This is a genomic window from Microbulbifer regidiadema (SeqCode) (assembly GCF_052467605.1).
Genome location: NZ_CP174316.1, coordinates 4578521 through 4605000 on the forward strand (window position 1 = coordinate 4578521; position 26480 = coordinate 4605000).

Annotated in this window: 23 protein-coding genes and 1 tRNA gene; 20 read left to right on the forward strand and 4 right to left on the reverse strand. The window is 50.4% G+C overall.

Annotated elements, in window-relative coordinates; all coding sequences use genetic code 11:
• Positions 1–141 precede the first annotated feature (141 nt).
• From ACJJIF_RS20695 to ACJJIF_RS20715, 5 genes are all read left to right on the forward strand, one after another.
• Positions 142–975 (forward strand): S1 family peptidase, encoded by an 834-nt coding sequence (locus ACJJIF_RS20695; RefSeq protein ID WP_444930146.1) that lies wholly within the window; start codon positions 142–144, stop codon positions 973–975.
• Positions 976–1161: 186 nt separating this feature from the next.
• Positions 1162–1674 carry a DUF7716 domain-containing protein gene (locus ACJJIF_RS20700; protein WP_444930147.1) on the forward strand — a complete coding sequence of 171 codons (513 nt, stop codon included), beginning with the start codon at positions 1162–1164 and terminating at the stop codon, positions 1672–1674.
• Between the two features lie 543 nt (positions 1675–2217).
• Positions 2218–3042, forward strand: coding sequence for a GH12 family glycosyl hydrolase domain-containing protein (locus ACJJIF_RS20705; RefSeq protein ID WP_444930148.1), 825 nt, complete (start codon positions 2218–2220; stop codon positions 3040–3042).
• Between the two features lie 34 nt (positions 3043–3076).
• A complete protein-coding gene (locus ACJJIF_RS20710) occupies positions 3077–3676 on the forward strand; it encodes a macro domain-containing protein (protein WP_444930149.1) in 600 nt (199 codons plus the stop codon).
• A 132-nt stretch (positions 3677–3808) separates the two neighbouring features.
• Positions 3809–5749 (forward strand): hypothetical protein, encoded by a 1941-nt coding sequence (locus ACJJIF_RS20715; protein WP_444930150.1) that lies wholly within the window; start codon positions 3809–3811, stop codon positions 5747–5749.
• A gap of 546 nt (positions 5750–6295) precedes the next feature.
• On the opposite strand, the gene ACJJIF_RS20720 is transcribed toward ACJJIF_RS20715, so the two are convergent.
• On the reverse strand, positions 6296–6688 hold the full coding sequence (locus ACJJIF_RS20720) for a FecR domain-containing protein (protein WP_444930151.1): 393 nt from the start codon (positions 6686–6688) through the stop codon (positions 6296–6298).
• Between the two features lie 511 nt (positions 6689–7199).
• Between ACJJIF_RS20720 and ACJJIF_RS20725 the strand changes: the two genes are divergently transcribed.
• Positions 7200–7982, forward strand: a complete 783-nt coding sequence (locus ACJJIF_RS20725) for a sulfite exporter TauE/SafE family protein (RefSeq protein ID WP_444930152.1) — start codon at positions 7200–7202, stop codon at positions 7980–7982.
• Positions 7983–8011: 29 nt separating this feature from the next.
• Here the strand turns inward: ACJJIF_RS20725 and ACJJIF_RS20730 are convergent, their stop codons facing one another.
• The gene (locus tag ACJJIF_RS20730) at positions 8012–8617 is read right to left on the reverse strand and encodes a tRNA-uridine aminocarboxypropyltransferase (RefSeq protein WP_444930153.1); all 606 of its coding nucleotides are present in this window, start codon (positions 8615–8617) and stop codon (positions 8012–8014) included.
• Between the two features lie 30 nt (positions 8618–8647).
• Here ACJJIF_RS20730 and ACJJIF_RS20735 point away from each other — a divergent pair, with 30 nt between their 5' ends.
• Positions 8648–9082 carry a GNAT family N-acetyltransferase gene (locus tag ACJJIF_RS20735; protein WP_444930154.1) on the forward strand — a complete coding sequence of 145 codons (435 nt, stop codon included), beginning with the start codon at positions 8648–8650 and terminating at the stop codon, positions 9080–9082.
• Positions 9083–9229: 147 nt separating this feature from the next.
• Here ACJJIF_RS20735 and ACJJIF_RS20740 read toward each other — a convergent pair whose 3' ends face one another.
• Entirely contained in the window at positions 9230–11935 is a 2706-nt protein-coding gene (locus tag ACJJIF_RS20740) for a discoidin domain-containing protein (protein ID WP_444930155.1), read from the reverse strand.
• Positions 11936–12480: 545 nt separating this feature from the next.
• Positions 12481–14535, reverse strand: a complete 2055-nt coding sequence (locus ACJJIF_RS20745) for a family 16 glycosylhydrolase (RefSeq protein WP_444930156.1) — start codon at positions 14533–14535, stop codon at positions 12481–12483.
• Between the two features lie 329 nt (positions 14536–14864).
• Between ACJJIF_RS20745 and ACJJIF_RS20750 the strand changes: the two genes are divergently transcribed.
• The 13 genes from ACJJIF_RS20750 to ACJJIF_RS20810 all read left to right on the forward strand — a co-directional run bounded on the left by ACJJIF_RS20750 (position 14865) and on the right by ACJJIF_RS20810 (position 26388).
• Complete coding sequence (locus ACJJIF_RS20750; RefSeq protein ID WP_444930157.1) at positions 14865–15029, forward strand: hypothetical protein; 165 nt, start codon at positions 14865–14867, stop codon at positions 15027–15029.
• Between the two features lie 118 nt (positions 15030–15147).
• Positions 15148–15660: a CinA family protein gene (locus tag ACJJIF_RS20755; RefSeq protein WP_444930158.1), complete on the forward strand. Its 513-nt coding sequence runs from the start codon at positions 15148–15150 to the stop codon at positions 15658–15660.
• A gap of 174 nt (positions 15661–15834) precedes the next feature.
• Positions 15835–16869: a recombinase RecA gene (gene recA, locus ACJJIF_RS20760; protein WP_444930159.1), complete on the forward strand. Its 1035-nt coding sequence runs from the start codon at positions 15835–15837 to the stop codon at positions 16867–16869.
• Positions 16870–17355, forward strand: a complete 486-nt coding sequence (locus tag ACJJIF_RS20765; RefSeq protein WP_444930160.1) for a regulatory protein RecX — start codon at positions 16870–16872, stop codon at positions 17353–17355. It abuts the gene before it with no gap.
• A gap of 100 nt (positions 17356–17455) precedes the next feature.
• Positions 17456–18934 carry a glycerol kinase GlpK gene (gene glpK / locus ACJJIF_RS20770; protein ID WP_444930161.1) on the forward strand — a complete coding sequence of 493 codons (1479 nt, stop codon included), beginning with the start codon at positions 17456–17458 and terminating at the stop codon, positions 18932–18934.
• A 47-nt stretch (positions 18935–18981) separates the two neighbouring features.
• Complete coding sequence (locus ACJJIF_RS20775; protein WP_444930162.1) at positions 18982–19992, forward strand: class I fructose-bisphosphate aldolase; 1011 nt, start codon at positions 18982–18984, stop codon at positions 19990–19992.
• A gap of 41 nt (positions 19993–20033) precedes the next feature.
• The gene (locus ACJJIF_RS20780) at positions 20034–20873 is read left to right on the forward strand and encodes an alpha/beta hydrolase (RefSeq protein WP_444930163.1); all 840 of its coding nucleotides are present in this window, start codon (positions 20034–20036) and stop codon (positions 20871–20873) included.
• A 133-nt stretch (positions 20874–21006) separates the two neighbouring features.
• A complete protein-coding gene (locus tag ACJJIF_RS20785) occupies positions 21007–21192 on the forward strand; it encodes a Trm112 family protein (protein WP_108734085.1) in 186 nt (61 codons plus the stop codon).
• A gap of 4 nt (positions 21193–21196) precedes the next feature.
• Complete coding sequence (locus ACJJIF_RS20790) at positions 21197–21544, forward strand: histidine triad nucleotide-binding protein (RefSeq protein ID WP_444930164.1); 348 nt, start codon at positions 21197–21199, stop codon at positions 21542–21544.
• 72 nt (positions 21545–21616) lie between these two features.
• Positions 21617–24226, forward strand: coding sequence for an alanine--tRNA ligase (gene alaS / locus ACJJIF_RS20795; RefSeq protein WP_444930165.1), 2610 nt, complete (start codon positions 21617–21619; stop codon positions 24224–24226).
• 132 nt (positions 24227–24358) lie between these two features.
• Positions 24359–25591 carry an aspartate kinase gene (locus ACJJIF_RS20800; protein ID WP_444930166.1) on the forward strand — a complete coding sequence of 411 codons (1233 nt, stop codon included), beginning with the start codon at positions 24359–24361 and terminating at the stop codon, positions 25589–25591.
• A 230-nt stretch (positions 25592–25821) separates the two neighbouring features.
• Positions 25822–26016, forward strand: coding sequence for a carbon storage regulator CsrA (gene csrA / locus ACJJIF_RS20805; protein ID WP_091391203.1), 195 nt, complete (start codon positions 25822–25824; stop codon positions 26014–26016).
• Positions 26017–26298: 282 nt separating this feature from the next.
• Positions 26299–26388 (forward strand) — tRNA-Ser (locus ACJJIF_RS20810).
• Positions 26389–26480: the final 92 nt, after the last annotated feature.

The window sequence follows — 26480 nt, forward strand, 5'->3', positions numbered from 1 at the left end:
TTCAGGGCCCCTCGTGTAGAAAGGTGATGAGTTGCATTCCGGCCCTATGGGCCTTCACCAGGCTGTCATCGCTATATAGCGCTAGCCGATTATCGTGCGTTAGCCTTTTGGCGAGTAATCCTTATTAAGAGGAAAAGAAGAATGAAGGGATATTTGCTATTAGTTTTGTTGTTCATATCATCTACTGTAAATGCGATCATTATTCGTGACGACACCGAAGATGAAGAATATCGAATTCCTTCATCTGTGCTGCCTGCATTGGTAGATTTTCCTGGTGAGGGACACGGTATTTTAATTTCTCCTCAGTGGATAGTTACAGCAGCGCATGTGGCTTGTATGCAACATTTCAAAGAAGTCAATCTAAATAACGAGCCGAGAAAGGTAGCATCTGTAATTGTCCATCCCGGGTATAAGGCACCAGATAATAAACTGATAAAAGAAGCCTTGGCGACTGGTAATGGGTCTAGCCTTCAAGAGTTTATTGCATCAACAGACGACATTGCGCTCATCAAACTTGAAAATCCAATTACGGATGTAAAGCCAATTTCTCTATATCGAGGTGATGATGAAATTGGAAAAATTGTACAGCTAATTGGTAAAGGTAGCACTGGGAGAGGAGATGCTGGACCAAAAGCTAATAGTCCGCATCGTACTACCTTGCGGAGAGCATTCAACGAAATTTCTACGGTTAAAGATCGTTGGATTTCCTATGTTTTTGATACGCCTAAAACAGCAGTTAAGCTCGAAGGTATGGCTGGTAAAGGAGATAGTGGAAGTCCGGTATTAATCAACGAAGATCAAGAATGGAAACTAGCGGGTATAGTTGCTTGGGATTCTAGCGAAAGGGATTTACGGACCTATTACGGAGGGCGTTACGGAGATGCTGGCTATAACGTCCGTGTATCCTATTACATTGACTGGATAGAAAATACGATCTCCTCTGGAGCACTTGTAGAAGATTCAATAAAAGACTAACACAACACTGCTGTGAGGAGTCCAAAACTATGCGCTATTTTTGTCGATTCACTCCCATTTTTGCGTAATCGGTGCGTCTCTATTTCGCCGCTCCGATGGGAGGTAGATTATTTCTTTATGTGAGACTTTGAATAGAATTCAGATATGTGTATAAAGCCTAAGCCGAGAGTTAGATGTTAGGGAAGTATGGAAGCATTAATAAATATATTAAAACGTGCAAGTGGGCAGCTTGAAGAGGGGTGGTTGTATCTTCCGGAAAAGGGGGGCTGGAATTTTGACACGCTTGGCCAGATCATTAACGTTGATGAACTAGAAGATGATCAGGTTGATGAAAATGATGAGCCACTAATTACACAAGAGAAAGGACTTGTCTCTACTCTAGATTCAGGCACTATTGAAAGCATAGCTTTATTCGCTAAAGGTTTAGGTTGCGAGCTCACTGACGAGTTATTACTTGAATCATTTCTCTACTATTACGAACATGATGCATTTTTACCTCATCCGGATTTTAAGCCTCTTTCATCAGAGGAGTATCAGAGAAAAATTGATCGAGACTTTTATGACTGTCTTGGTTCGGAAAGAGAAGATATACGGTGTAAAAACAAAGTATGCCAAAGAGGTGCCATTAAAGGCAGTGCGTTTTGTAAGAAACACCGCTTTGAAATGATCCAGAAGAAGCCGTGTCTATTCAGCGATTAGGAGTAGAGCGCTAAATGCGAATCCAAGCTAAAAGCGTTGACTATTAATAATGAAAATATACGGATATTCTAATCTCACAGGAGGTGAGATTCTGAAATTGGCTAAGGCAATAATTTCGGTAAACCCAGGGTGTTCTAGATCTTTGGCTGATTTTGGGTGCGTTATACAGAAAATATGGATAAAAACCGGTGGTTCTTAGGGTTGTGAGTGCTTGGGAGAGGTGGACTTTGACAATGGGGTTGTTGGTTAAAAGTGGCTATAGGTATAATTTATGTGAGTGGATTGCGCGCAGTCGAGATTTTACCCTATTGTTGATAACACCAGTAGCGCCTGATTCTCTCTTTATAGGAGAATATATAGCTGTCCATCTATAATCCCAAAAGACCATTAATCTTTTTCATGGTTGTGGATTGTGATTGTGAATTTCGTAAAACAAACCAATATGGGTTCTATCTGAAACTTTTCTATATTTGATTGTTTGATATTTAACTTTAGTCGCTATATTTGGATTTTTGACTGTGAGGTTTAATTTTGAGGTTTATCTTGGTTTTTTCTGTTGTTCTTTCTTTTTGCTCAAAGGTTGTTGGTGAAGATGTCGGTTGGGTTAAGCCTGAGGGGGCAACTATAAGTTGCGACGATTTCTACAGTGCTCCAACCAAGCTTGGAGTTTTGAGTAATAATGTCTGGAATAAGTATGCGGCAAAAGATGATCCTTGGACCCAGTGTTTGAAGGAACGGTTGGTAGATGGTGAATTGCAGTTTGGTTGGTCCTGGTCTTGGCCCTTTGGAAGGCAGGTGATTTATTCTCAGCCACAAATAAAAGTAGGAGCTTCACCTTGGTCGCCAGAGCCTAAGTTTGATGATTCATTTCCTTTGAAGATGTCTAGTCTTACTAAACTTGATATTTCACATCATACAGAAAGTGTGTCAAATGGAGACCATAATACGGCCACGACTATGTGGTTAATCTCGGAGGAGTATAGAGGGGATGAGCAAAATCGTTCAGTAATAGCTGCTGAAATTATGATTTGGACCTACTTTACTGAGGGACATTTTAGTCCTGCGGGAAGAAAATATAGCGAGCTTACGGTTAATGGTGCTGCATGGGAGGTTTGGTACCATAAGGACTGGAGGGATATGTCGGGAGTAAATGATAATAATTGGGTGTATGTATCATTTAGGCTTAAACAGCCTTCCATGAAGATCTCTATTCCTGCTTTAGAACTTCTCAGCTACGCAGTTAAGGAAGGGTTAATTTCCAAAGAGTTATATATAGCTGATGTAGAGCTTGGGAATGAAATTATGAGTGGTTCAGGAGTTACGTGGATAAAAGACTTTACAGTTGATTATCGGGTGAGTAAGTTGTGAGGCTGTAAATAATTCTGTTAAAAATGAGATTTATATGCTGCCTGCTAAAATCTACTTAATTGATAAATCAAAAGAACTTGTAGATGCTTGGGGTGAAGTATTTGAAGGTGTGGAGACCGTTGAAGTTATTGGGGGCGATTTATTTTCCAGGCCAGCTGATGCGATGGTTAGCCCTGCAAACAGTTTTGGGATCATGGATGGTGGGCTGGATCTTTCTATTAGGGATAGGTTGGGTTTTCGAGTTGAAGACCGTTTACAAGAGAAAATTAAAGGAGATTTTCATGGTGAGCTACCTGTAGGGGCTGCGATAATAGTACCTACTTCCCATGAGAATTGGCCCTATTTGATCTCAGCTCCAACTATGCGTGTGCCAGAAGATGTCTCCAGTACTCTAAATGCTTATTATGCTTTTCGAGCAATCTTAAATGCGGTACAGCAGTTCAATAAGTCAGATCCTTCGGAAGGTATAAAGTCAATTGTATGCCCCGGCTTGGGGACCGGTATTGGTAACTTGTCTGCTCGGCGCTGCGCAGGTCATATGCGAGCGGCTTACAGCGCATTTATCAAGCCTTCAAGAATACCCAGTTATGCAGAAATCCATGCGACGCACAGGAGGTTACAGTTGGTTTACTAACTATTGTTGCCAGCTGTATAGAAAATGAGTGAAATATGATCAGGAAAGCCTTAAGCTGCATACACTTAAAAAGTGTGTATATGTTTTGAATTTAAGCTTCAGGCATGGGGATCTGTACCGAGGGGGTAGTATATGGCATTTGATTATGGCTCAATTGATCTGGGGCTTAAGAACCCTTTTAAGAAAGAGGGGCGAGTTACGGCAATCAGGGGCGGTGTGCAGTCTCTTGTGGCTCTGATCCTGCTCTTTATGGCTGCAGGCCAGGTGAAATCGAACCCTGTCAATGGTTGGGTGCTGGTTATTGTCGGCGCAGCTTTATTGGTAAGCGGTATCCGAGCTTTGTCTGGGGGGATTTTTGCTTTATTGCGATTTTTCGTCGGGCGCAACCATCCGGTATCACTGGCCTTTAATCACTCCAAATCTGAAGCAAGCACGGCGTCTCAAGAGAAAAATGAAGTCGCTTATACCGCTTCTGAACTGGAGGAGATGTTAGTTGGGCGCAAGAACTCGACCTTTCTTGAGCCCAAAGGCTTCTTGGCGCGAGTGCTACACAGTATCTTTCCCCGGCTGCTCTATATGCCATACCCCATCCGGAATATGGCACAAGCACAGTTTGGCGCTTGGGTAAGTACGCTTACGGTTATACTCTCCTATATCATTGTTGCCTTTATTTGTCTTAGCGGCTTTGCCGGCGATATGGGGCAAGAGCTATTTCCGATGTACTCTGCTATTGCTTTGCTGTATACGCTGGTTGTATGGCGCTCCGCGAGTCGTGGTATCTCCCGAGAGGCCCAAAAAAGTGTGGCGAGTCTTACCGGGGGAAGTATTGTAAAAACGATTGTATTCTCGATCGTGGTGCCTCTGTTGCTGGGGTTGGGCTTAAGCCTGGGAGTCGAGTTTTTTGCGAAGCAAGGTGGTTCTTCTTTAGATGAGCTAATTAGTGTTTCGGCTGTTTTGGCCCAAGCCTTACCGAACTTTAGCCCTTTTCTGTATATTTTAGGCATTGTCATCGTCGGTTCAGCTTGTAGTTTTGCTGTTGTCGCTATGTTGCGTTTTAGAAGTGAGGTCGCGAATCCGGTAACAGAGGTTTCCGAGCTGCGGGATAACTGGCAGGAATCCGTTCATCCGAAGGAGATTTTTATCAACCTGGATAATCTTGTGATGGCAAATCGCCGCTACAAAGAGGTGCCTAATCGGGTTTATCGAGAGCTTGATCCAAATCTGGTAGAGCAAATCGATGGCAAAGGTTCCTTTACCGGGGAAATGATCCAGGAGGTGCAGCCTACGGTCCGCCCCGTTGATCTGGGGGATAGATTCAGGTGGATTCGCGATATCAGTCTTTATGTGGGTAATGCTCTCTATCTTGTGGTCACTGCATTAACCATTTGGGTGGCATATTCGTTCATTGATATTATCCAATTTTTTCAACCGGAATCTATTGCGGCTGTTGAGCAGGAGTTTACTGCTTTAACACAGGAAAGTGGGCGCTTGGCCTTGCTGGAGGAATATGTTGCCGCAGGGGGAGCCCTCTGCATGACTTTAATCCACTTATTGTTAGTTGGATTTATTCTTCATACCTTTGCCCGTTTTTTAACCAATGCTGCGCATATCTTTTTTGCAGAAATACAATTTGAATCATTATTGGTTTATTTTAAATGCGAAGGTACGTTTACCGAGTCTAAAATTTCAACAGGTACAGGCATACACGATAGTACACGTTCTGAAAATGTATTGGTAAGAAGTTCAATTACTCCCTGGGTTATTGTAACCAAGGTTGTCTCCAGTACCTTTGCGGCATCTGGTATGAGAAATTTAGAGTATCCAAGGCATATACTTGAAATGCATAAATCTGAGCGGGATCTGTCTGAAATCAGGGATGATGTGATAGGCTTCTTGAAGGATAGGGAGTCCATTGCCTCCATTACCAGCGGTAGGGACCTCGAAAATACTTCAAATATTCATGCGATTAATCAGCGCAGCCGGGCAGTACCTATGATGGAACAGCGGCAGTTGGCGCAGGATGAAAATGCGGCTGGTTATTTAAGGCAGGAGAGCAGAGATACGGTTGAATAGTATTGTTGGGCTGTATCTTTACTTGCAATAAGTGGGAGTAAAAAGAGCTGGCAAGGTTAGGAGTCTTTGAGCCAGGGGGGGAGTCCTGGTGTTCCTTGCCAGCTGAGTAAATTAGACTAACAAATTATGTATTGTTAGTCATAGCAGAACGACTAAGAATGACAGTATTTGCTGTAAAGATTACAGAAAACTACGGTTTTATGGCTATGTTACAGGGAGGAATAAATCCATTTGGGGGGGCATTAGGGAGTTATTCGGCAAGTTGTTCGAGAATGATATGGAACTCTTCTCTAGTGGCTTTAAGGTTATAGGATTTGCTCAGTAAGTGAATGCTGTTTTCGATATGATTTAAGTCGTAAGTTCCGCTGATCAACAACCTATTGGTATCCCGCCCTCTGGTTATCAGCGGTATGTCAGTAAAGCGATTGAGCTTGATAAGAAGTTCTGCCAGCCTGATATTGTTGGCCTGGGTATAGCCGCTACACCAGTCCTTGTAGGTGGCAATGTCAAAAGCTTTGATTGCTCCTGTGCTGTTTTCAGTTGTTTTCAGTTGTTTTCAGTTGTTTTGAGTGTTTCACCTTTCTCGACTTTGCTGCGATTTTTAGTTTGTTTTATTGGGCTGGCTATAATTTTCCCTTCTAGAACAGTGACTTCTGTTTCTCCATATCGCTGATCCATGTTGAAGATGGATTTGTGCGTGCGGATCAATGTTTGCCGCGATTCTATAATAAGTGGCCAGCTTATATCTTTATAAATGCTGAATTGTGCCTCTCCATTGAATAAGCGTATACGTCTACGTGTCTCAGAGTAGCTGACAGCCACTTTAGTGGCGGCGCTCAGCTTTATATGACTGCCATCTGGCAGGAGTTGGTCGGACGTTTTCTTTGGGGCTGTTTGGTATCTGCATTTAAATGATTTGCGCGCCTTGGTATCTTTCATGCTTTCCCCTCAGCTTATCTCGAAAGCGGGATTGGCCCTTAACGGCGGGGCTCTGATCCACTTTATAGGTTTTATTTTTGATATATGGACTGTTGTTCCACCTTGCGGGGTGGATTGATCGCTGGGCTTGCCGTTGCTACTTTTTATTTTGTGACGCTTTCTTTTCTCTTTTGGGGGTTGTTTGTTGTGGTTTTATTAAATTATCTTGCTTTGGCGCAGTTCACTACGTTTTTTTGTGTCCCGGTAAACTTTGTCCATTTAGGGGGGGAGAGAGCTTGTTTCAGTTTTGTTAAATAGCTGGGCTTGTGTGAGCTTGATTTAGGGGGCTGAGGGATAGGCAAGTCAGGGAACGGTGGGATCATATCCCATAGCGATAGAGCGTTTTTTCTGTACAATGACGGTGCTTTTGAGTCGGCGACACCTTCATACAAAAACTGGAATAAAGAATAGAGCAAGGCGCCTTAAACGAATGTATTTTGATATGCCTGCTATATCGAGGGTTACTTAGCGAGTGGTCATAGAGATAGTTGCAGTAGGATTGCTACTTATCCTGATAGCGGGGGTTGCTCATGGGGCGTTGGGTTTCGGTTTTCCGATGCTCGCCACACCCATTCTGGCACTGGTTTATGATTTGAAAACGGCAGTGGTATTAACCTTATTGCCCTCGCTTTTGCTTATTGTTTTCAGTCTTTATAGATGTCGAGATTATAGGGTTGATTTTTCTAAATATGCTTTGGTGATATTGCTGGTGTCGCTGGGAAGTTTTTCCGGAGCATGGCTGTTAACCTGGGCAAATCCTGACTTTCTCAAGTTGTTGCTGGCAATATCAATCCTGTTTTATCTGTTTTCCAATCATTTGAAGAAGTATCTTTGCAAGCTTTCCAGTCGGCCAGTACTTTTCCCGGTCATTATGGGGAGCTTGGCAGGTATGATTGGTGGTGCTACTAATGCGATTGCACCGCTATTGATGATTTATTTATTGGAGGTTAGCAAGTCATCGAGAGAAGTAATTATTGTTTCCAATATCTGTTTCTTGATGGGTAAGCTGATACAGTTTGCCGTGCTATCGTTCTATTCGGGCTTTAATGATTTGGCACTGATGCCACTGTTCGCAGTTACTGTGTTTGCCTATTTGGGGCTAATTATTGGCTTTAGACTTCAGTCCAGGATTGATGAGGAGCGATATCGAAAGATTATTCGGTATACATTATCGATCTTTATGTGTGTGCTGACCTATCAAGGCGTGTCTAACTTGATATTTCCTGATGCGATGGTGGTGCAGCTCTCCCCTTGAGGTTTCACTGGCAGCGATCTCTATTTTCATTAAGTCGTTTCTAGCGCATAGCTACGCTGTTGCAGGCTGATCATTTTTGCAAAAGGTTGCAAAAGACTGGAGAAGTCACTCCTGTCTTCAAGTTGAGTCATAGCCATGGCGATACTCTCAATGGTGGATAAACCATCGGCAACCGTAGTTTTGCGAATGGTGTAAGTGGACTTTAGATTCCCGTTGAGATTTAGTCTCGGGAGTTGTTGAAGCTTGGGGTTGAGGTGAAGAATTTTTTTGGACTTTTTCCAGGTGGCGTCGATCACAATGAGTTGCTCTATTTTTACCTGTTGGTTTTTGTGATTAAGGATAGAGCCGCCCTTGTCTAACTGGGGGGTCTCAGGTAGCCACTGCAGTGACGGGTAGAGTAGGGCGCTAGGGGTTTTAAGCAGCTGCCCCAGCTGTTGGGGGGCTAGGGTTTCAGAGATAAGCATTTCGCTGTTGTTCAGGCACAGGTAGGCCATGCGCCCGGTATTGAACGGGTGCTTCCCTTCCTGTGGGTGCTGTATGATCACCACCTTTATGGTATTGGCCAGCTTCACTAGTGCGCTACAGTAGCAGACATTGGGGGGGCGCAGGCAGGTGTTACAGGTCTCTCTGGGCATCTTTTTACTTCGAGGTATAGAGGCAGGTTTATGGCGAAAACGCAGCCTTGTTATAGGGTTCAGTGGCTGACGGATATAGAGATTCCGCTGGCGAACAAATTTTATCGCACGCATGGATTTCGTGGCAAAGCCAAACGCCATGAAGATTGCGGGGTTGTGCGGAGCGAACGGGGCGAGGTGATTGCTTGTGGTTATTTGCGGCGCTATGAAACCTTTAAGCTGCTGGCTGGGGTTGCTGTTGCTGCGGACTATCGGGGGCAGGGAGTTGCGAGACAGTTATTGGCGCTGCTGGCGGAACGCTTTGATAGCGATACCTATACATTCCCCTATGCACATTTAGAACCCTTTTACTCATCTTTGGGCTTTAAAAGGGTAGATGTTGATGATTTGAGCAGCCCCGTGGGGGATTTGTATCGCAGCTACGTGAAACAGGGGCGTGCAATTTTAGCGATGGTTTATCTTTAGGGGATATTGCCCTTTTTTTTCTATAGTGGCGGTGCGCGAACAAAAATTGCCTCAAGGGTGCAGTTGTATACAGAGGATTTAGAATTATTTTCCTCGCAATCGAAGGGGGAATAAGGGGCAGCACAGAAAAGTGCTGCCCCACAGGGTTTAGAGAGTAGTGATTTCCCAGATGGAGTAGCCGTACGGGGTATTGCGCTCGGTGCAATCAATCAGCAAGTAGCGGTAGTCGCCCTCTACGCTAATTGCATCGGTGCGTTCACCTGTACCCATTCCGGAAAGTGACTCAATAGTTGTCCAGTTGCTGCCATCGGTACTGCCGAGCAGGGTGTAGGCGGCGGCATTGGCGGTTTCCCAGTCGATTTGGAGGCTGTCGATAAACTGCACAGAGCCCAGATCATAGGTCAGGCTGACATTGTCTATACCGTGAACACTCTCCCAGCGGGTGCTGCTGTCTCCGTCGATTGCCAGCTCAGCGCTTTGCAGTTCAGAGGTTGCAGTGATACTTGAAGCCTGGCTGTCACCACCGGTTAAGCCCATTTCCCAGATGGAATAGCCGTAGCTTGTGCTGCGCTCAGTAAAGTACAGGCGCACATATCGATAGCTACCACTCAGGCTGTGCTCATCGGTTCTCTCGCCGTCAGTGCCGCCACTAAAGCTGGCCAGTGTAGTCCAGGAGCTGGCGTCATTACTGCCTTGCACCGTATAGGCCGCTGCGTTGGCAGTTTCCCAGTCGATTGTCAGGGTGTTCAGCGCCTCCGCTTCATCCAGGTCCAGGAGCACCCATACTGAGTCGCTGCCATGGGCGCTCTCCCAGCGAGTGGTGCTGTCGCCATCGGTTGCTTGTGCGATGGATTGGATTTCACTGCTGGCGGTGATGCTGGCCTGTGCGATCAGGTCCCGATTGCCACTATCATTGTTGTCGCCCTCGTCGTCTCCATTGTCGGAGTCATCACCAGAGTTATCGCTGCCTCCGGAGAAGTAGATATTGTCAATCTCGATATCGCTGATCTCTCCATCTACGCCCAGTAGTTCGAACAGCTGGAGGACGTTGGACATATCCACTTCGTCACTGAAGTCGCTTACGGGGATAGAAATTTGGTGCCATTGACCATCACGGCTAAAACCGTAGGGGTCGGCGCCGTTGCTAAACTCAATCCACTTCTGCTCCACATCGTCGATGCTGCCGCTTTTCATGCCGATTTTAAAGGTCGTGCTGGAGCTGCTTTTCAGGGCAAAATTGAGTGTGGCGGTATCGTTGTCGAAGGCCGACATATCGTAGTAATAGTCAGCGGTGAAAGCCATGCCGAACCAGCCGGCACCAGCGGAGGTGTAGGATAGGGACTCGGAGCCTTCGTAGGGGGAGGTGGATGTCTCGATCAGGGTTTCACCCCAAATATACAGGTTGCCATCGCTGCCCAGCTCGAAAGTGGAGTCTGCTTCGGTGGTTTCACTGTACAGGGAGAAGGTGCCGCTGGGAGCCGCTTTGGCCACACTCTCACTAAAGTAAATATCGTCAATAGAGAGGCTAAAGGCCTCTGCTGGGGCATCGCCGCGCAGCATAATGGCCTGGCTAATAGTGTTGTAATCCACTCCAAACTTGCTCAGGGGAATGCTTACTTCGTGCCACTGCCCATCGCGCTCCAGGCCAAAAGTATCGCCTTCTACGCTCAAGTCTACCCAGGACTCGCCACCGCTGGTACTGTTAATACCAATGCCAATACTCTCTTCACTGGTAGTTTTCATACGGAAGTTTAGGTGACCATTTTGATAGTTCATCAAATTTAGGTCGTAGTACATCCATACACCCATGCCGTACCATTCGCCGGCATCAATTTGGAATTCCAGAGCGTCGCTCTCACTGAGGCTGGACTGGCTTTCCATATTGTTCCAGACGTAAAGTTCGATATCGCTTCCAAACGCCAGGGAGTCGGAAATATCGCTGCTGTCTCCGAATACGCCCAGGTTGCCGCTTTTTGCCGTATCGGCTGCCAGGGAGAGTTCGGTGCTGTAGCTGCTGTCATCGTTGTCGTAGATACGTACGTAATCAACGTACATCTTCGCGGGCATTGGCGCCGTGATCTCGCTGTTGTCATAGATCTGCGGGAAGATGCCACCCACCGCCAGGTTGAGAATTAAAAAGTTATGCTGGCGAAATTCATCGAAGGCGGAATCACTGGTGTCAGTCAGTGCGGCGATTTGGTTGGATTCGTCATCCACCCACATAACAATGCTGTCGGGTGTCCAGGTCATGCCGAAGATATGGTAGTCCTCAGTGAGATCGGAGCTGGAGCCGAAGTCTTCAACAAGGTTTTTGGACTCGCCATAATCCGCCTGTCCGGTATAGTCATCGGACTCGTGCCACCAGTGGAAGGCACCGGAAACTTCAGAGTTGACGACACCGGCTTCGAGGGCTTCAGCCATGCCGCCTTCGAGAATATCCAGCTCGCCACAGGCGGGCCAGCCGGCTTGACCGTAGTCGCTGCCCAGTTGCCAGAAAGCAGGCCACAGTCCCGCGTCCAAATCGGGCAGTTTGATGCGAGCTTCAATGGTTCCGTATTTGTAGGACAGGCGCCCGAGGGACTTCAGTCGAGCTGAGGTAAAGCTGCCGTCACTTTCCTGTATCGCCTGAATAATCAGCTTTCCGTCTTCGACATAAGCATTGCTGCTATCATCCGTATAGTTTTGTAACTCGTTGTTACCCCAGCCGGAATTGCCGACATCGTAGGTCCAGACGGAAGTGTCGATACTGTCTCCGTCAAAATTATCTTCCCAGATCAGAGTTTTTGAGTTGGCTATTGAGGACACAAAAGTGCCGACAATAGCTGCCGCTATCGCTGATTTTTTAATAGTCATGATTTTCTTTCGTTGTTAATTATTTATAAGAATAAAACGCCTGATAGTAGGTGGTGTGACACATCAAGGACTGTTTGTGAAATTAGTGAAGACTGGATACCTAAATTGTTGCTGGTTGAATTTCACTCGAAATAACAGGCGCTTGTCACGGGCAAAGCCTAGCAAAACGATTGTTCTCCGGGAAAGTGGATTCAGACCTTTTATCGCGCTTGCAGTCCTGCTTGTCGCATCCACTTGAAAAATAATTTTTTGTAATTTTTTTACAAGAAAATAAAAGTCTCTTTGGTTTTTTGCTGGTAAATGTTTTACCCGAAAAGCTTTTCAGGGCTGGTTAAATCGAGGGGTTGTGATGACAGTGTGTATATTTATTGTTTGATGTTTTTAGCTGAAGAATTCCTGAGCAATTAGATGCTGGTAACGCTCGGCTGCCTCTGTAAAAGGTGATATCTGTCGGCAGATCAGGCCAGTTTTGATATTGGTGGCAGAGACTGGCTGGTGTAGTAGAAAAAAGGGCGCAGCCAGCTGGCTGTGCCCTTTTGTATTTTTTAGCCTTTATGGGGACCCCGTGGGCACTGTGCCGGCGGGGGACAGTTTCTATGATGATGGTCGTGCCCTCCACGGTGATGTTTATGCCCTTTGTGGCGAGGGGGGCACTTGCGAGTGTGCGGATGGCAGTGATGGCTATCGTCACCGTCTGAACTTCCGCCGGAGAAATAGATATCGTCAATCTCGATATCGCTGATATCCCCGTCAACGCCCAACAGTTCAAATAGCTGAATAACATTGGACATATCTACCTCGTTACTGAAATCGGTAACGGGGATAGATACTTGGTGCCACTCGCCGTCGCGGGTGAAGCTGTAAGGGTCGGAGCCGCTGGCAAATTCAATCCATTGCTGGCCAATATCGGCAACGCTGCCGCTCTTCATGCCGATTTTAAAAGTCGTGTCTGAAGTGGTCTTCAGAGCGAAATTCAGCATTGCGGAATCATTGTCGAAGGCGGACAGGTCGTAATAGTTGTCGGCAGTAAATGCCATTCCAAACCAGCCGGCACCCGAGGAGTAAAAGGAGAGGGATTCCTCACCTTCAAATGGGGTTTGATTGGCTTCCAGCAGGGTGTTGCCCCAAATATACAGGTTGCCGTCAGTTCCCTGGGTGAAAGTTGAGTTGGCCTCGGTGGTTTCGCTGTAGAGAGAGAAGACACCGGTTGGCGCTGTTTTTTCAACGCTCTCGCTGAAATAGACCTCGTCAATGGCCAGAACAAAGTCTTCAGATGCAGCATCGCCGCGAATCATAAATGCCTGGCTGATAGTGTTGAAGTCTACTCCGAGTTTGCTTAGGGGGATACTGACCTGGTGCCATTCGCCGTCGCGCTCAAAGCCGTAGGTATCGTCGCCATCTACCAGGTCTATCCAGGCATCTCCGCCACCAGTACTGGAAATTCCGATGCCGATAGTCTGGCTGCTGGTGGTTTTCATTTTGAGATTGAGATGGCCGTTTTCATAGTTCATCAGATTCAGGTCATAGTGCATCCAAAAGCCCATACCGAACCATTCACCAGCGGTAATCTCTAACTCCAGTGCTTCGTCACCCTCGGCGGCATCGCTGCTAACAGTTGCAGCCATGCTGTTTTGATTCCAGATATACAGCTCTGTATCGGTGCCAAGCTCCAGCGATTCGGATAGGCTGGCGCTCTCAGAAAATACGCCGATATCGCCATTTTTTGCCGTGTCTTCCGCCAGAGAAATTTCTGTGCTGTAACTGCTGTCGTCGTTGTCGTAGATGCGCACATAGTCCACATACATTTTAGCGGGCATAGGTGCGGTGATTTCGCTATTGGTATAAATTTCCGGGAATACACCACCTACCGCCAAGTTCAGGATCAGGAAGTGGTGCTGGCGGAACTCGTCAAAGGCCGGGTCTTCACTGCCGATGCTGATAATTTCATTGGCTTCGTCGTCGACCCACATGGCGATGCTGTCGGGTGTCCAGGTCATGCCGAAAACATGATAGTCCTCGGTGAGGTCCACACTGGAACCGAAATCGTCAACCAGGTTTTTCGATTGGCCGTAGTCTGCTTGGCCGGTGTAGTCATCGGACTCATGCCACCAGTGAAAAGCACCTGAAACCTCGGAGTTGACGGTGCCGGCGCTGAGCGCCTCGGCCATGCCCGCTTCAAGAATATCCAGCTCGCCACAGGCGGGCCAGCCCACTTGGCCGTAGTCGCCACCGAGCTGCCAGAAGGCGGGCCACAATCCGGCATTTAGGTCGGGCAGTTTTATGCGCGCTTCAATAGTGCCGTATTGATAGGTCATGCGACCTAGGGTTTTTAGACGAGCGGAGGTAAAACTGCCGTCATCATTTTGCAGCGCCTGAATAATAAGGTTGCCATCTTCGATATAGGCATTGGCGCTGTCGTCGGTGTAGGTTTGCAATTCATTGTTACCCCAGCCTGAATTGCCGACATCGTAAGTCCAGACGGACTTATCAATACTGTCGCCATCGAAATTGTCTTCCCATACCAGTGTTTTCGCACCGGCAAGTGAAGACACACAGGCACTGACAATCGCAGCTGCAATCGCTGATTTTTTTAAGTTCATGATTTTGTCTTTCTTTAATTGTTTATAGGGTCGCCAACGTCATTATGTTTTTATATGGCTATACTTTCGCGCCCACTGTTGTTGGTGGGGCTTGGAGGTTTATCTGCTTTTTATTTTGGTACTTATTTTTTACTACAGCAGTAACAGACTAACAAAAAGCCGGCAGCTGCAAAGGGAATGTGCGGCCCCTTTATCGTAGGAGCGGTCCAGCTTGTCGCATATATGAAAATTATTTTATTAAAAAATGAGGCGGACAGCGTGGATAAGAGCCCTTGCACATTTTTTGCCCTTTTATCATTAAGCTATTTCTTGTCTTCTAAACTGTTCGGTTGAAATTATTTGCTGAATTTACACCTCTTTTAAAATTTAAATTCCAATTTTTAGCTGAGATAGTGGGAGAGGTTGGATTTGGTGGTTTGGCGGTATTTTTTATCTTTTGGTGTCGGCATGATCTTGCTGTAAATCCAGGTTCTAATTTTGTTGAGGGCGGCTGAATTTTCGGCGGAGGCGCTGCTCGTTTAAAATGGGGGGCAGGTCGGCGCTGGTCGACATTCAGAATTGGGGCCCGCTTCCGTAGGGTGGGGCCTGGAGGCGGTTGAATAGGATGAAACAGTGGATCACAGAGAGATAATCGAACTTGCCAGTGAGCTGGGTCGGGAGCTGGAAAAGAGAGCGTGGCGAGTGTCGTCGGCAGAATCTTGTAGTGGCGGTGCGATTGCCGCAGCGATTACGTCTGTTGCGGGTGCCTCTAATTGGTTCGACGGATCAATTGTGAGCTATGCCAATCGGATTAAGAACAGTGTCCTAGGGGTCGATAGCGGCGATCTGAAGCAGTTTGGTGCGGTGAGCGAGCCGGTTGCACGGCAGATGGCCTGTGGGGTTCTGGCGATGATGGATGCCAATCTCGCCGTTGCCGTCAGCGGTATTGCCGGGCCCGATGGCGGCAGTGCAGAGAAGCCGGTGGGTACTGTTTGGATTGCCTGGGCCCATGCGGAGGGGCAGGAGCCGGTACAGATCGATGCGAAGCGCTTCCTGTTCAGCGGCAATCGGGCGGAGGTGCAAGCGCAGACCGTGATCGAGGCACTCAAGGGGATGCTGGCGATTGTCTATGAGCACCCGGTTTGAGCCTGTCCATCGGGTCAATTTTTCCCCGTTTGCGGCCAGCACTGGCCTCCTTTCCGGCAGTGCTCAAATTAATGTGGAGCTGGTACTCAGCTTAAGGAATTACTGGTTGCCTATACAGTAATCCTTCGTTAAGCTTGCCACCACTCAATACAGCTCAGAAATACGGGAATGGTCATGGATTCCAATAAAGACAAGGCGCTAAAGGCGGCGCTCTCTCAGATTGAACGCCAGTTCGGTAAAGGCACTGTGATGCGCATGGGGGACAAGGAACGCGAGCGTATCCCCGCGATCTCCACCGGCTCCCTCGGCCTGGATGTGGCTCTGGGAATAGGCGGCTTGCCGCGCGGCCGTATTGTTGAAATCTATGGACCGGAATCCTCCGGTAAGACCACCCTTACTTTGCAAGTGATTGCCGAGGCCCAGCGCAACGGCGGCACCTGTGCTTTCGTGGATGCCGAGCACGCCCTCGACCCTATCTACGCAGAAAAATTGGGTGTAAATGTCGATGAGTTGATCGTATCCCAGCCGGATACCGGTGAGCAGGCGCTGGAAGTGGCCGATATGCTGGTGCGCTCCGGTGCCGTTGATGTGCTGGTAGTGGACTCCGTAGCGGCCCTGACCCCGCGCGCTGAGATCGAAGGCGAAATGGGTGACTCCCACGTGGGCTTGCAGGCTCGCCTGATGTCCCAGGCCCTGCGCAAGCTCACGGGTAATATCAAGAACACCAATACCCTGGCGATCTTTATCAACCAGATTCGTATGAAGATCGGTGTTATGTTCGGCAGCCCCGAAACCACCACCGGTGGTAACGCCCTCAAGTTCTACTCCTCTGTACGCCTGGATATCCGTCGTATCGGCTCCGTTAAAGATGGCGATGAGGTGGTGGGCAATGAAACCCGGGTGAAAGTGGTTAAGAACAAGGTCGCCCCTCCATTTAAGCAGACCGAATTCCAGATCATGTATGGTGAAGGCATCAACATGATCGGTGAGATTGTCGATTACGGTGTGAAGATGGGGTTGGTAGATAAGGCCGGCGCTTGGTATAGCTACAAGGGCGATAAGATCGGCCAGGGCAAGGCGAATGCCACTAAGTTCCTGCGCGATAACCCCGCTATTCGCAACGAAATTGAAGGCCAGTTGCGCGCGCAGCTGCTCGGTGATCTGGTCCCGGCCACCTCTGAAGAGGCTGTGGAGTTACCGGAAGAGTAGATGCCGTACACAAAAGCGGATTCCTCCGCTGATTCAGCTCAGGCGCTTTTCGGCGCGGCGCTTGAGCTGTTGACCCGCCGCGAGCACTCCTGCCGTGAACTGAGGCAGAAGCTTGCGGCCAAATTCCCCGGTGCCGATTTCGAAGCCCTCCTTGAGCGTCTACAGGAACTCAACTACCAATCCGATCAGCGCTTTGCCGAGGTATTTGCCCGCTCCCGTGTCCAGCGGGGGCAGGGGCCTATTCGTATTCGCCAGGAATTACAGCAGCGCGGTGTGGGCGGTGAGTTGATTGCTCGGGCTCTGGAGCAGCTGGAAGTGGACTGGTTTGAGCTGGCCGCAGAAATGCTACAGAGGAAATACCGGGCCTCAATAAGTGCTGAGTTCCCCAGAGATCAGTGGCTGAAGGAGCGGGCGCGGCGTCAGCGATATCTGGCTTATCGGGGATTTCCCGCCGATGCGATTGGCTGGGCGCTGGACGGCGATTAATCGGGCTTATATTCTGACCGGTGTCTGGGGAGCTGGTCTATAGCTTTTGGCCGCTCTTTCAGGCGTAGAAAGGGACCAGAAGAATAAGCGCGAGAACTCTATGATCCTGTCTATTGACCAGGGCACCACCGGTACCACAGCCTTTATTTTCGACAGTAAGGGCCATTTGGTTGGCCGCAGCTACGCCGAAATCCCCAATCATTACCCCCAACCTGGCTGGGTTGAGCAGGATGCGCAAGAGATTTGGTCGGTCACTCTCCGGGTCTGTGCCGCAGCACTTGAGCGCGGCGGTATTTGCGCGTCGGATATCACGGCGGTAGGGATTACCAATCAGCGCGAGACCACCATTCTCTGGGACAGATATACAGGCGAGCCGGTTTTTCCCGCGATAGTGTGGCAGTGTCGGCGCTCTGCCGAGGTGTGCCGTGAGCTGGAGGCGCTCGGCCGGTCTGACTGGTTGCGAGCGCGCAGCGGCCTATTGCTGGATGCCTACTTTTCCGCGAGCAAGCTGACCTGGCTATTCCGCCACAACCCCGACCTGCTGAGCCGAGCCCAGAGGGGGGATCTGTGTTTTGGCACGGTGGATAGCTGGTTGATCTGGAAGATGAGTGGCGGAAGGGCCCATCTTACCGATCACACCAATGCCAGCCGCACCCTGCTGTATAACCTCAAGAACAAAGCCTGGGATAGGGAGTTACTCGACTTCTTCCAGTGCCCAGAATCTATTCTCCCGCAAATTCTGCCGTCGGCAGGTCACTTTATCGATACAGATCCCCAGGCCTTTCTCGGTATGTCAGCTCCGATTTGCGGTGTCGCGGGAGACCAGCAGGCGGCGCTGTTTGGCCAGGGATGTACCGAGCCCGGCAGTATTAAGAATACCTATGGAACCGGTTGTTTTATGTTGGCTTATGCCGGTGAGGATCGCCCGGAGCTTCCTCAGGGCTTGCTGGCTACAGTGGCCTGTGATGCCCGGGGCAAGCCGGCCTATGCCGTAGAGGGGGCGGTGTTTACGGCGGGCTCCGCCATACAGTGGCTGCGCGATGAAATGGGTATGATTCAGCAGGCGGTGGATACCGAGGTCATCGCTCAGAGTATTCCCGATACCCGGGGTGTTTACCTGGTGCCGGCATTTAGTGGATTGGGGGCGCCACACTGGGACCCATCGGCGCGGGGGACTATCTGCGGCTTGAGTCGCGGCGTTGGTCGAGCCGAGGTGGTGCGCGCAACCTTGGAATCTATCGCTTATCAGAGCGACGAGCTGGCCCGCCTAATGGAGCGAGCCCTGGGTTTACCGATAACGCATATGCGGGTGGACGGGGGTGCTTGCGCCAATAACTTCCTGATGCAGTTCCAGGCGGATATCTCTTCTCTGCGCGTCGAGCGCCCTCAGCAGATTGAGTCCACGGCTATAGGTGCCGCACTGCTGGCGGGTATTGGCAGTGGAACCTGGCAGCCACAGGAGTTGCCGGAGTGTCTACAGGAAATCGAGCGGGATTTTATACCGGCAATGGCCGCAGTAGAGCGGGAGCAATTACTAACTGGCTGGCGTAGGGCGGTGAAAGCCTGTAGGGCTTTTTAGCTGGGACCGCCCATCCTCTTTGCACAATAACCGAAGGGAGGGGTGAGATGTCACAGATCGATAAGTTGCAGGAAACGGTGGCGGCTTTGGTCGATGGCCAGAGGGGGATCTTGGCGGCCGATGAAAGTAGCGGCACTATCGCCAAGCGCTTTGCCACTATCGGGGTTGATTCCACCGAGAAGAGTCGACGCGACTATCGCGCCGCGCTGCTGTCTTGCAAGGGCTTGGGTGAGTGTATTAGCGGCGTTATTTTGTTCGAGGAAACTCTGGGGCAAAAGGATATTGAGGGGCGCCCTCTGCCTGAAGTGGCCGCAGCTCAGGGCATACTGCCGGGCATTAAAGTGGACAAGGGCAAGGGACCCTTACCGGGAGCCCCGGGAGATATGATTACCTATGGGCTGGACGGCTTGTCCGAGCGCTTGCGGCAGTACAAGGTACAGGGGGCGCGCTTTGCCAAGTGGCGCGAGGTCTACGCTATCGGCCACCACAACCCCACGGGCCTCGGGCTTAGCGCAAATGCGGAGATGCTGGCCCGCTACGCGGCCGTGTGTCAGGCCGAGGGGGTGGTACCTATTGTGGAGCCCGAAGTGTTGATGGATGGCGAGCACGATATTGAACGCAGTGCGGTGGTGAACGAGCGGGTTTGGCACTCTGTATTTCACGCTCTTCACCAGCACGGGGTAATACTGGAATTGATGTTACTTAAGCCGAGCATGGTGACCCCGGGGGCGAAAGCGGAGTCGGCTGACCCCGGGCAGGTGGCGGAATATACCCTGCGCAGTTTGCGCCGAACCGTGCCAGCGGCAGTACCGGGGATTAACTTTCTCTCCGGGGGGCAGGGGCCGGAAGAGGCCACCGCCAACCTCAATGCTATGAACCAGCGGGGGGCTGAGCCCTGGCAGTTGAGCTTTTCTTATGGGCGCGCGCTTCAGGAGCCGGCGCTCGCCGCTTGGCAGGGGCGCCCAGAAAACGTTGCGGCAGCGCAGGAAGCGTTGCTCAAGCGTTCTCGAATGAATCATTTGGCAATGTTGGGTAGGTATCGCGAAGCTCTGGAGTAGCCCGCGAAATAAGAATTAATAGGGAAATTAAGGAAGTTGAAATGGAATTTGTCACAAAGGGGGTGACACTGCACTACCGGTGTTGGTGGGTTGATGGGGCGCTGGGTGTCGTGGTTATTTCACACGGATTGGGAGAGCACAGTGGGCGCTATAGCGAGCTGGCCGGGGATCTGAATCGCGCTGGATACAGTGTCTATGCACTGGATCATTATGGCCATGGACTGTCGGAGGGACGGTGCGGCCATATTGAGGATTTTGCGCTTTACAGCGAGGACCTCAACCAATTCATCGCCCTGGTAAAAAGTGTAAACCCCGGGCTTAGTTTGCACCTTCTCGGGCACAGTATGGGGGCGGCTATCGCCTGTGGCTGTGTGATCCGCTACGGCTCGGTCGATAGCTTAAGCCTCTCTGCGCCGGGGTTTCGCGCTAAAAATGAGCCGAAAGGGTTTTTGTTGTGGCTGGCGTTACTGTTTGCTCGCGGGTTTCCGCGGTTGCTTCTCTCCAGCCGGATAAATAGCCGCTGGCTATCCCGGGACCCGGAGGTCGTCAGGCGCTATGGCGAGGATAAATTAGTGCATGGCAGCATATCCCTATGCTGGTTCGAGGCTTTTATCCGTGAGCGGACCTTTCTCTCGGAGCGGCTGGGTAGGCTATCTGTACCCTGTCTGTTGCTATTGCCGGAGTCGGATAAAATTGTCGATGTAGAGCTGAGCCGCAAATGGTTTGAGCGGCTGGGTTCAAAAAACAAACAGCTACACTGTTTCCCGAAATCCTACCACGAGGTATTTAACGAGGTGGAGGAGGGGCGTCTGGCTCGGGAGCTGTTAATCGGTCATCTCAACGCTGTAGTTGCAGGCCGCACCGCTGTCACGCAAGGGTAAAAAAGCGTAAAACCCCAAAATAGCGCAACATAAGCGAGAGTGAATACCGTGTAAAAGCGTATGAAGCATTGTATGATACGCGGTCATTTTTGCCCCTCGGAAGTACTGCCGGGGGAAAATAGTGGGGTAGAACATGGATAAAAAGTTGCTGAGCCTATTGGTGTGCCCGGTGAGTAAAGCACCGCTCGAATACCGGGAGGACACTCAGGAGTTGGTCTGTAAGGCCAGCGGCCTGGCCTACCCTGTACGGGATGGCATACCGGTAATGCTGGAGTCTGAAGCGCGGCAGCTCACAGCCGAGGAAAAGCTGGAAAAATAAACCTATGGGTGAACCCAGCGTTTTCAGTCAAATTATCTCGGGAGATATTCCTACCGAGATGATCTACGAGGATGACCAATGTGTCGTTATTGAGGATCGCGCGCCACAAGCGCCGACCCATCTCCTCATTATCCCACGCAAACCCCTAGTGAATTTATCTGATGCTCAGGTTGAGGATAAATCCCTGCTCGGCCACCTGATGTGGGTTGCGGCAGAACTGGGGCGCAAGCTGGGACTCGAAGGCTATCGACTGGTGGTTAATAATGGTCGAAGCGCAGGTCAAACTGTATTTCACCTGCACGTCCACCTGCTGGCTCAAAAAAGAATGCCCGAGCAGGGACTCGCACAATAGTGGGCTAGAAGTGACACCGAGTCACGGAGGCCAACCAAATAAAACTCAACTAACGAAGTGGAATTACGCCGGATGAAAAGCGCACAAATTCGCGACGCCTTTCTGAATTATTTTGCTGAGCAGGGCCATACGGTTGTGCCCTCAAGCTCCCTGGTTCCGGGCAACGACCCGACGCTGCTATTCACCAATGCCGGCATGGTGCAGTTTAAGGACACCTTTCTGGGGCAGGAAAAGCGTTCCTACAATCGCGCCACCAGCTCGCAGCGCTGTGTGCGTGCCGGGGGCAAGCATAACGACCTCGAAAATGTCGGTTATACCGCACGCCACCACACGTTTTTTGAGATGCTCGGCAACTTTAGCTTCGGCGATTATTTCAAGCGTGAAGCGATTCGTTTTGCCTGGGAGTTCCTGACTAAGGTATTGAACCTGCCGGAGGAGCGCCTCTGGGTAACCGTACATATCAGCGATGATGAAGCGGCTGATATTTGGTTGAAAGAGATGGGGGTGAGTGCCGAGCGCTTCTCCCGCCTCGACGAGGATAACTTCTGGCAGATGGGCGACACCGGTCCCTGCGGTCCCAGTTCTGAAATTTTCTATGACCACGGTGCCGATGTGCCCGGCGGTCCCCCCGGTTCCGATAACGACGATCTCGATCGCTATATCGAGATCTGGAACCTGGTATTTATGCAGTATGAGCGCACCGCTGATGGCGAGTTGCACCAGCTGCCCAAGCCGTCAGTGGATACCGGTATGGGCCTGGAGCGCATCGCCGCTGTAATGCAGGGTGTGCATTCCAACTATGAAATTGACCTGTTCCAAGCGCTGCTGAAAGCGGCCGGGGAAGTGGTTGGCTGTAGCAATCTGGAAGAGAAGTCCCTGCGGGTGATCGCCGATCACATCCGCTCCTGCTCATTCCTGATTGCCGATGGTGTAATGCCCTCCAATGAGGGGCGCGGATTTGTACTGCGCCGTATTATTCGCCGCGCCGTGCGCCACGGACACAAGCTTGGACACAAAGATATCTTCTTCTACAAACTGGTAGAAGCGCTTGCGGAGCAGATGGGGGATGCCTACCCGGAGCTGCGTGAAAAGCAGCAGTTAATTGAGAGCGCGCTGCGCAAAGAGGAAGAGCAGTTTGCCAAGACCCTGGATAAGGGCATGGCGCTGCTGGAAGATGCCCTGAGCTCTCTTGAGGGTAGTGAAATTCCCGGTGAGTTGGTGTTCACTCTGCACGACACCTATGGCTTCCCTACAGACCTGACTCAGGATATCGCCCGTGAGCGCGGCCTGTCCCTGGATATGGATGGCTATGAGGCCGCCATGGAGGCCCAGCGCCAGAGAGCTCGCGCCGCCGGTAAGTTTAAGCAGGACTATACCGATGTCCTCGAATTGGATGGCGCCACTGAGTTTCTCGGTTACAGCGCGACTGCGGCAAGCGGCAAAGTCTTGGCCATTGTTAAAGATGGCGAACAGGTTGAACGCCTGGAGGAAGGGGAAGAGGGCGCGATTGTGCTGGACCAGACCCCCTTCTACGCAGAGTCCGGCGGCCAGGTGGGCGATAGCGGTTATTTGAGTGCCGCCGATGCCCGCTTTGAAGTGCGCGACTGCACCAAGCAGGGCGCGCATCACTTGCACAGTGGTAAGGCGCTAAAAGGCGCTATTGCCGTCGGTGAAACCCTTGAGGCCACCGTGTCTGCTGATGTTCGCCAGTCCACCACGCTGAACCACTCCGCAACGCACTTATTGCACGCGGCCTTGCGCAAGGTGTTGGGTGAGCATGTGACCCAGAAGGGTTCCCTGGTGGACTCCGAGCGCCTGCGCTTTGATTTCTCCCACCCCGAAGCGGTGACGGCAAAACAATTGCATGCGATTGAATCCCTGGTGAACGGCCAAATTCGCGCAAATACCCCAGTTGAAACACGCGAAACCGATATCGAGTCGGCAAAAGCCATGGGCGCTATGGCCCTATTTGGCGAGAAGTACGGCGATACTGTTCGCGTACTCTCAATGGGTGAGACCGACGACAGGGCTTTCTCTGTGGAGCTGTGTGGCGGCACCCACGTTAAGCGCACCGGGGATATCGGCTTGATCCGTATTGTTGGTGAGAGCGGTATCGCTTCCGGTCAGCGCCGTATCGAAGCGGTAACAGGTGCCCACGCAATGTCTCTGTTCGATCAGGCCCAGCATCGCCTGGAACATGTGGCCACTTTGCTTAAGGCGCGCCCGGACACTTTGGCGGATAAGGTCGAGCAGCTTTTGCTCAATAACCGCAAGCTGGAGAAAGAGATCGCCCAGCTCAAAACCAAGTTGGCCAGCGGTGCCGGCGGAGACCTCTCCGCTCAGGCCATTGATTTGGCCGGCTTTAAGGTGCTGGCAACCTCCATTGATGGCGCTGACGCCAAGTCTCTGCGCGATCTGGCGGATCAAATGAAGAATAAGCTCGGCAGCGGCGTGGTATTGCTGGCGGCTCCGGGAGATGAAAAAGTCGCCCTGGTAGCGGCGGTGACCCAGGACCTGACTGACCGCCTTTCTGCCGGTGACCTTATGCGTTTTGCTGCCGGTAAACTGGGCGGTAAAGGCGGCGGTCGAAAGGATATGGCTCAGGGCGGGGGAACCGATGTATCTGAACTCCCCAATATGTTGAAAGAGGTGCCAAGCTGGATCGAACAATCCTTAGGCTAGTTAAGTTTTGTCAAATTAGCGGCCTAAACAGGTAGTCGAGTTGATTTCGCTGAGGTTTGGTGATTAAGTGCGCGCCTGCGTGAGTCCGGCGGGGCGCGTACTTGTTGTGGAGCTAAGGAAACACAGTAAGTTATGAGTTTGTTCGTGCAGAAATACGGCGGAACCTCGGTTGGCTCGATTGAGCGAATTGAGGCAGTGGCCGATAAAGTTGCCGGGTTTCGCGCTCAAGGGCATGACATGGTTGTCGTCTTGTCTGCCATGAGTGGCGAAACGAATCGCCTGATTGATCTCGCCTATCAAATCCAGGAGAAACCAGACCCCAGAGAGTTGGATGTACTGGTTTCCACTGGGGAGCAAGTCACAATCGCCCTTTTAAGTATGGCTTTGAAGAAGCGCGGTTATGACGCCTGCTCCTACACCGGTGGGCAGGTGAAGATTCTTACGGACAACGCCCATACCAAAGCCCGCATCCAAAGCATTGATGTGGAGAGAATGCGCACAGACCTCGATGAGGGCAAGGTCATTGTGGTGGCCGGCTTTCAGGGTGTGGATGACGAAGGCAATATCACCACGCTGGGGCGCGGCGGCTCAGATACAACCGGCGTGGCATTAGCTGCCGCGCTAGATGCTGCCGAGTGCCAGATTTATACCGATGTGGATGGGGTTTATACCACCGATCCGCGAGTGGTCGACAGTGCGCGCAGGCTGGAGCGGATCACATTTGAAGAAATGCTGGAAATGGCCAGTCTCGGCTCCAAGGTTTTGCAGATTCGCGCCGTAGAGTTCGCTGGTAAGTACAAGGTTCCCCTGCGTGTACTCTCAACTTTTGAAGAGGGTGACGGAACCCTGATTAGCCTGGATGAGGAAGATAACGATATGGAACAGCCCGTTGTATCCGGTATCGCGTTTAATCGTGACGAAGCAAAACTGACAATTCGCGGAGTGCCGGACACCCCAGGCGTTGCATGCCGAATTTTGGCGCCGGTTGGCGCTGAAAATATTGAAGTCGACGTTATTGTTCAAAATATCAGTGCCATCGACGGTACGACGGACTTTACCTTTACCGTACACCGCAATGATCTGGGCAAAGCCCGCGATGTGTTGGAGCGAGTTTCTGCCGAGCTTGGGGCCCGCGAGGTGATCACAGATGACAAGATTGCCAAGGTTTCTATTGTTGGCGTAGGTATGCGTTCACATGCAAATGTGGCAAGTCGTATGTTTAGCGCCCTGGGTGAAGACAACATCAATATTCAAATGATCACCACGTCTGAAATTAAGATCTCGGTGATTATTGATGAGCGCTACCTGGAGCTGGCGGTTCGGGCGCTGCACAGCGAATTTGAACTTTCCGACAAAGAAAGATAACGAGATTTTTGTAGCCGGTCAGCTGGCGGAAAAAACTACTAATTGCAATTCAGTGGCTCGACGTAGCATACAGCCTGTTGAGATTTTGTTCGACTGGTCAATACTGAAGAGTGTGAAGGGTAGTTTTGGGCCTTATGTGCACCGCCATCCGGTTATGATGACCAAATAAGAGCAGTTCCAGGGGAACGCCGGCTGCTCTTTATCACAGGATGATCAAGGAGAAGTAGGTAATGTTGATTTTAACCCGCCGAATTGGCGAAACGCTGATGGTTGGCGACAATGTCACGGTTACCGTGTTGGGGGTGAAAGGTAATCAGGTGCGCATTGGTGTCAATGCCCCCAAAGAAGTTGCCGTGCACCGTGAAGAAATTTATCAGCGCATCCAGCGTGAAAAGCAATCCTCCGAGGAGGGTGGCAACGAGTAGTGGAACAGTTCCCTAAAAAAGGCCGGCTCTCCGGCCTTTTTTATTTTGCGCTGTAGATATTTTCACCAGCACCGTTGGCGCAAAAGTCTTTTTTTTGAACACCTTGTTCGCTTCTTGTTCGGAAAGACAAAAAAGTGCAAAAAGTTATTGATTCCCCATTGCTTTTTGCTGAGCCGTTGGTATTATGCCGCCCACTTTCAGAGAGCAATCAAACAGATTGATCGACACGAAAGACCTCTTCGGAGGTGGCCCGAAAACAAAGTTTTCACTAGGGCTTGAAAAGGAGAGATGGCCGAGTGGCTGAAGGCGCGCCCCTGCTAAGGGCGTATGGGTTAACACTCATCGAGGGTTCGAATCCCTCTCTCTCCGCCATTATTTATACCTTCTCTTTTGAAGGTTCGGGCTTCTCAAAAATGAGGGGCTTGCAAAAGAAGGTGGTGCGGATATAATGCGCGCCACTTCAA

What these genes read in the sequence shown, in the direction of transcription:
- ACJJIF_RS20695 (WP_444930146.1), top strand. Translation starts at nt 142, where the DNA reads ATGAAGGGATATTTGCTATTAGTTTTGTTGTTCATATCATCTACTGTA.
- ACJJIF_RS20700 (WP_444930147.1), top strand. Translation starts at nt 1,162, where the DNA reads ATGGAAGCATTAATAAATATATTAAAACGTGCAAGTGGGCAGCTTGAA.
- ACJJIF_RS20710 (WP_444930149.1), top strand. Translation starts at nt 3,077, where the DNA reads ATGCTGCCTGCTAAAATCTACTTAATTGATAAATCAAAAGAACTTGTA.
- ACJJIF_RS20715 (WP_444930150.1), top strand. Translation starts at nt 3,809, where the DNA reads ATGGCATTTGATTATGGCTCAATTGATCTGGGGCTTAAGAACCCTTTT.
- ACJJIF_RS20720 (WP_444930151.1), bottom strand. Translation starts at nt 6,688, where the DNA reads ATGAAAGATACCAAGGCGCGCAAATCATTTAAATGCAGATACCAAACA.
- ACJJIF_RS20730 (WP_444930153.1), bottom strand. Translation starts at nt 8,617, where the DNA reads ATGCCCAGAGAGACCTGTAACACCTGCCTGCGCCCCCCCAATGTCTGC.
- ACJJIF_RS20735 (WP_444930154.1), top strand. Translation starts at nt 8,648, where the DNA reads ATGGCGAAAACGCAGCCTTGTTATAGGGTTCAGTGGCTGACGGATATA.
- ACJJIF_RS20740 (WP_444930155.1), bottom strand. Translation starts at nt 11,935, where the DNA reads ATGACTATTAAAAAATCAGCGATAGCGGCAGCTATTGTCGGCACTTTT.
- ACJJIF_RS20745 (WP_444930156.1), bottom strand. Translation starts at nt 14,535, where the DNA reads ATGAACTTAAAAAAATCAGCGATTGCAGCTGCGATTGTCAGTGCCTGT.
- recA (WP_444930159.1), top strand. Translation starts at nt 15,835, where the DNA reads ATGGATTCCAATAAAGACAAGGCGCTAAAGGCGGCGCTCTCTCAGATT.
- ACJJIF_RS20765 (WP_444930160.1), top strand. Translation starts at nt 16,870, where the DNA reads ATGCCGTACACAAAAGCGGATTCCTCCGCTGATTCAGCTCAGGCGCTT.
- glpK (WP_444930161.1), top strand. Translation starts at nt 17,456, where the DNA reads ATGATCCTGTCTATTGACCAGGGCACCACCGGTACCACAGCCTTTATT.
- ACJJIF_RS20775 (WP_444930162.1), top strand. Translation starts at nt 18,982, where the DNA reads ATGTCACAGATCGATAAGTTGCAGGAAACGGTGGCGGCTTTGGTCGAT.
- ACJJIF_RS20780 (WP_444930163.1), top strand. Translation starts at nt 20,034, where the DNA reads ATGGAATTTGTCACAAAGGGGGTGACACTGCACTACCGGTGTTGGTGG.
- ACJJIF_RS20785 (WP_108734085.1), top strand. Translation starts at nt 21,007, where the DNA reads ATGGATAAAAAGTTGCTGAGCCTATTGGTGTGCCCGGTGAGTAAAGCA.
- ACJJIF_RS20790 (WP_444930164.1), top strand. Translation starts at nt 21,197, where the DNA reads ATGGGTGAACCCAGCGTTTTCAGTCAAATTATCTCGGGAGATATTCCT.
- alaS (WP_444930165.1), top strand. Translation starts at nt 21,617, where the DNA reads ATGAAAAGCGCACAAATTCGCGACGCCTTTCTGAATTATTTTGCTGAG.
- ACJJIF_RS20800 (WP_444930166.1), top strand. Translation starts at nt 24,359, where the DNA reads ATGAGTTTGTTCGTGCAGAAATACGGCGGAACCTCGGTTGGCTCGATT.
- csrA (WP_091391203.1), top strand. Translation starts at nt 25,822, where the DNA reads ATGTTGATTTTAACCCGCCGAATTGGCGAAACGCTGATGGTTGGCGAC.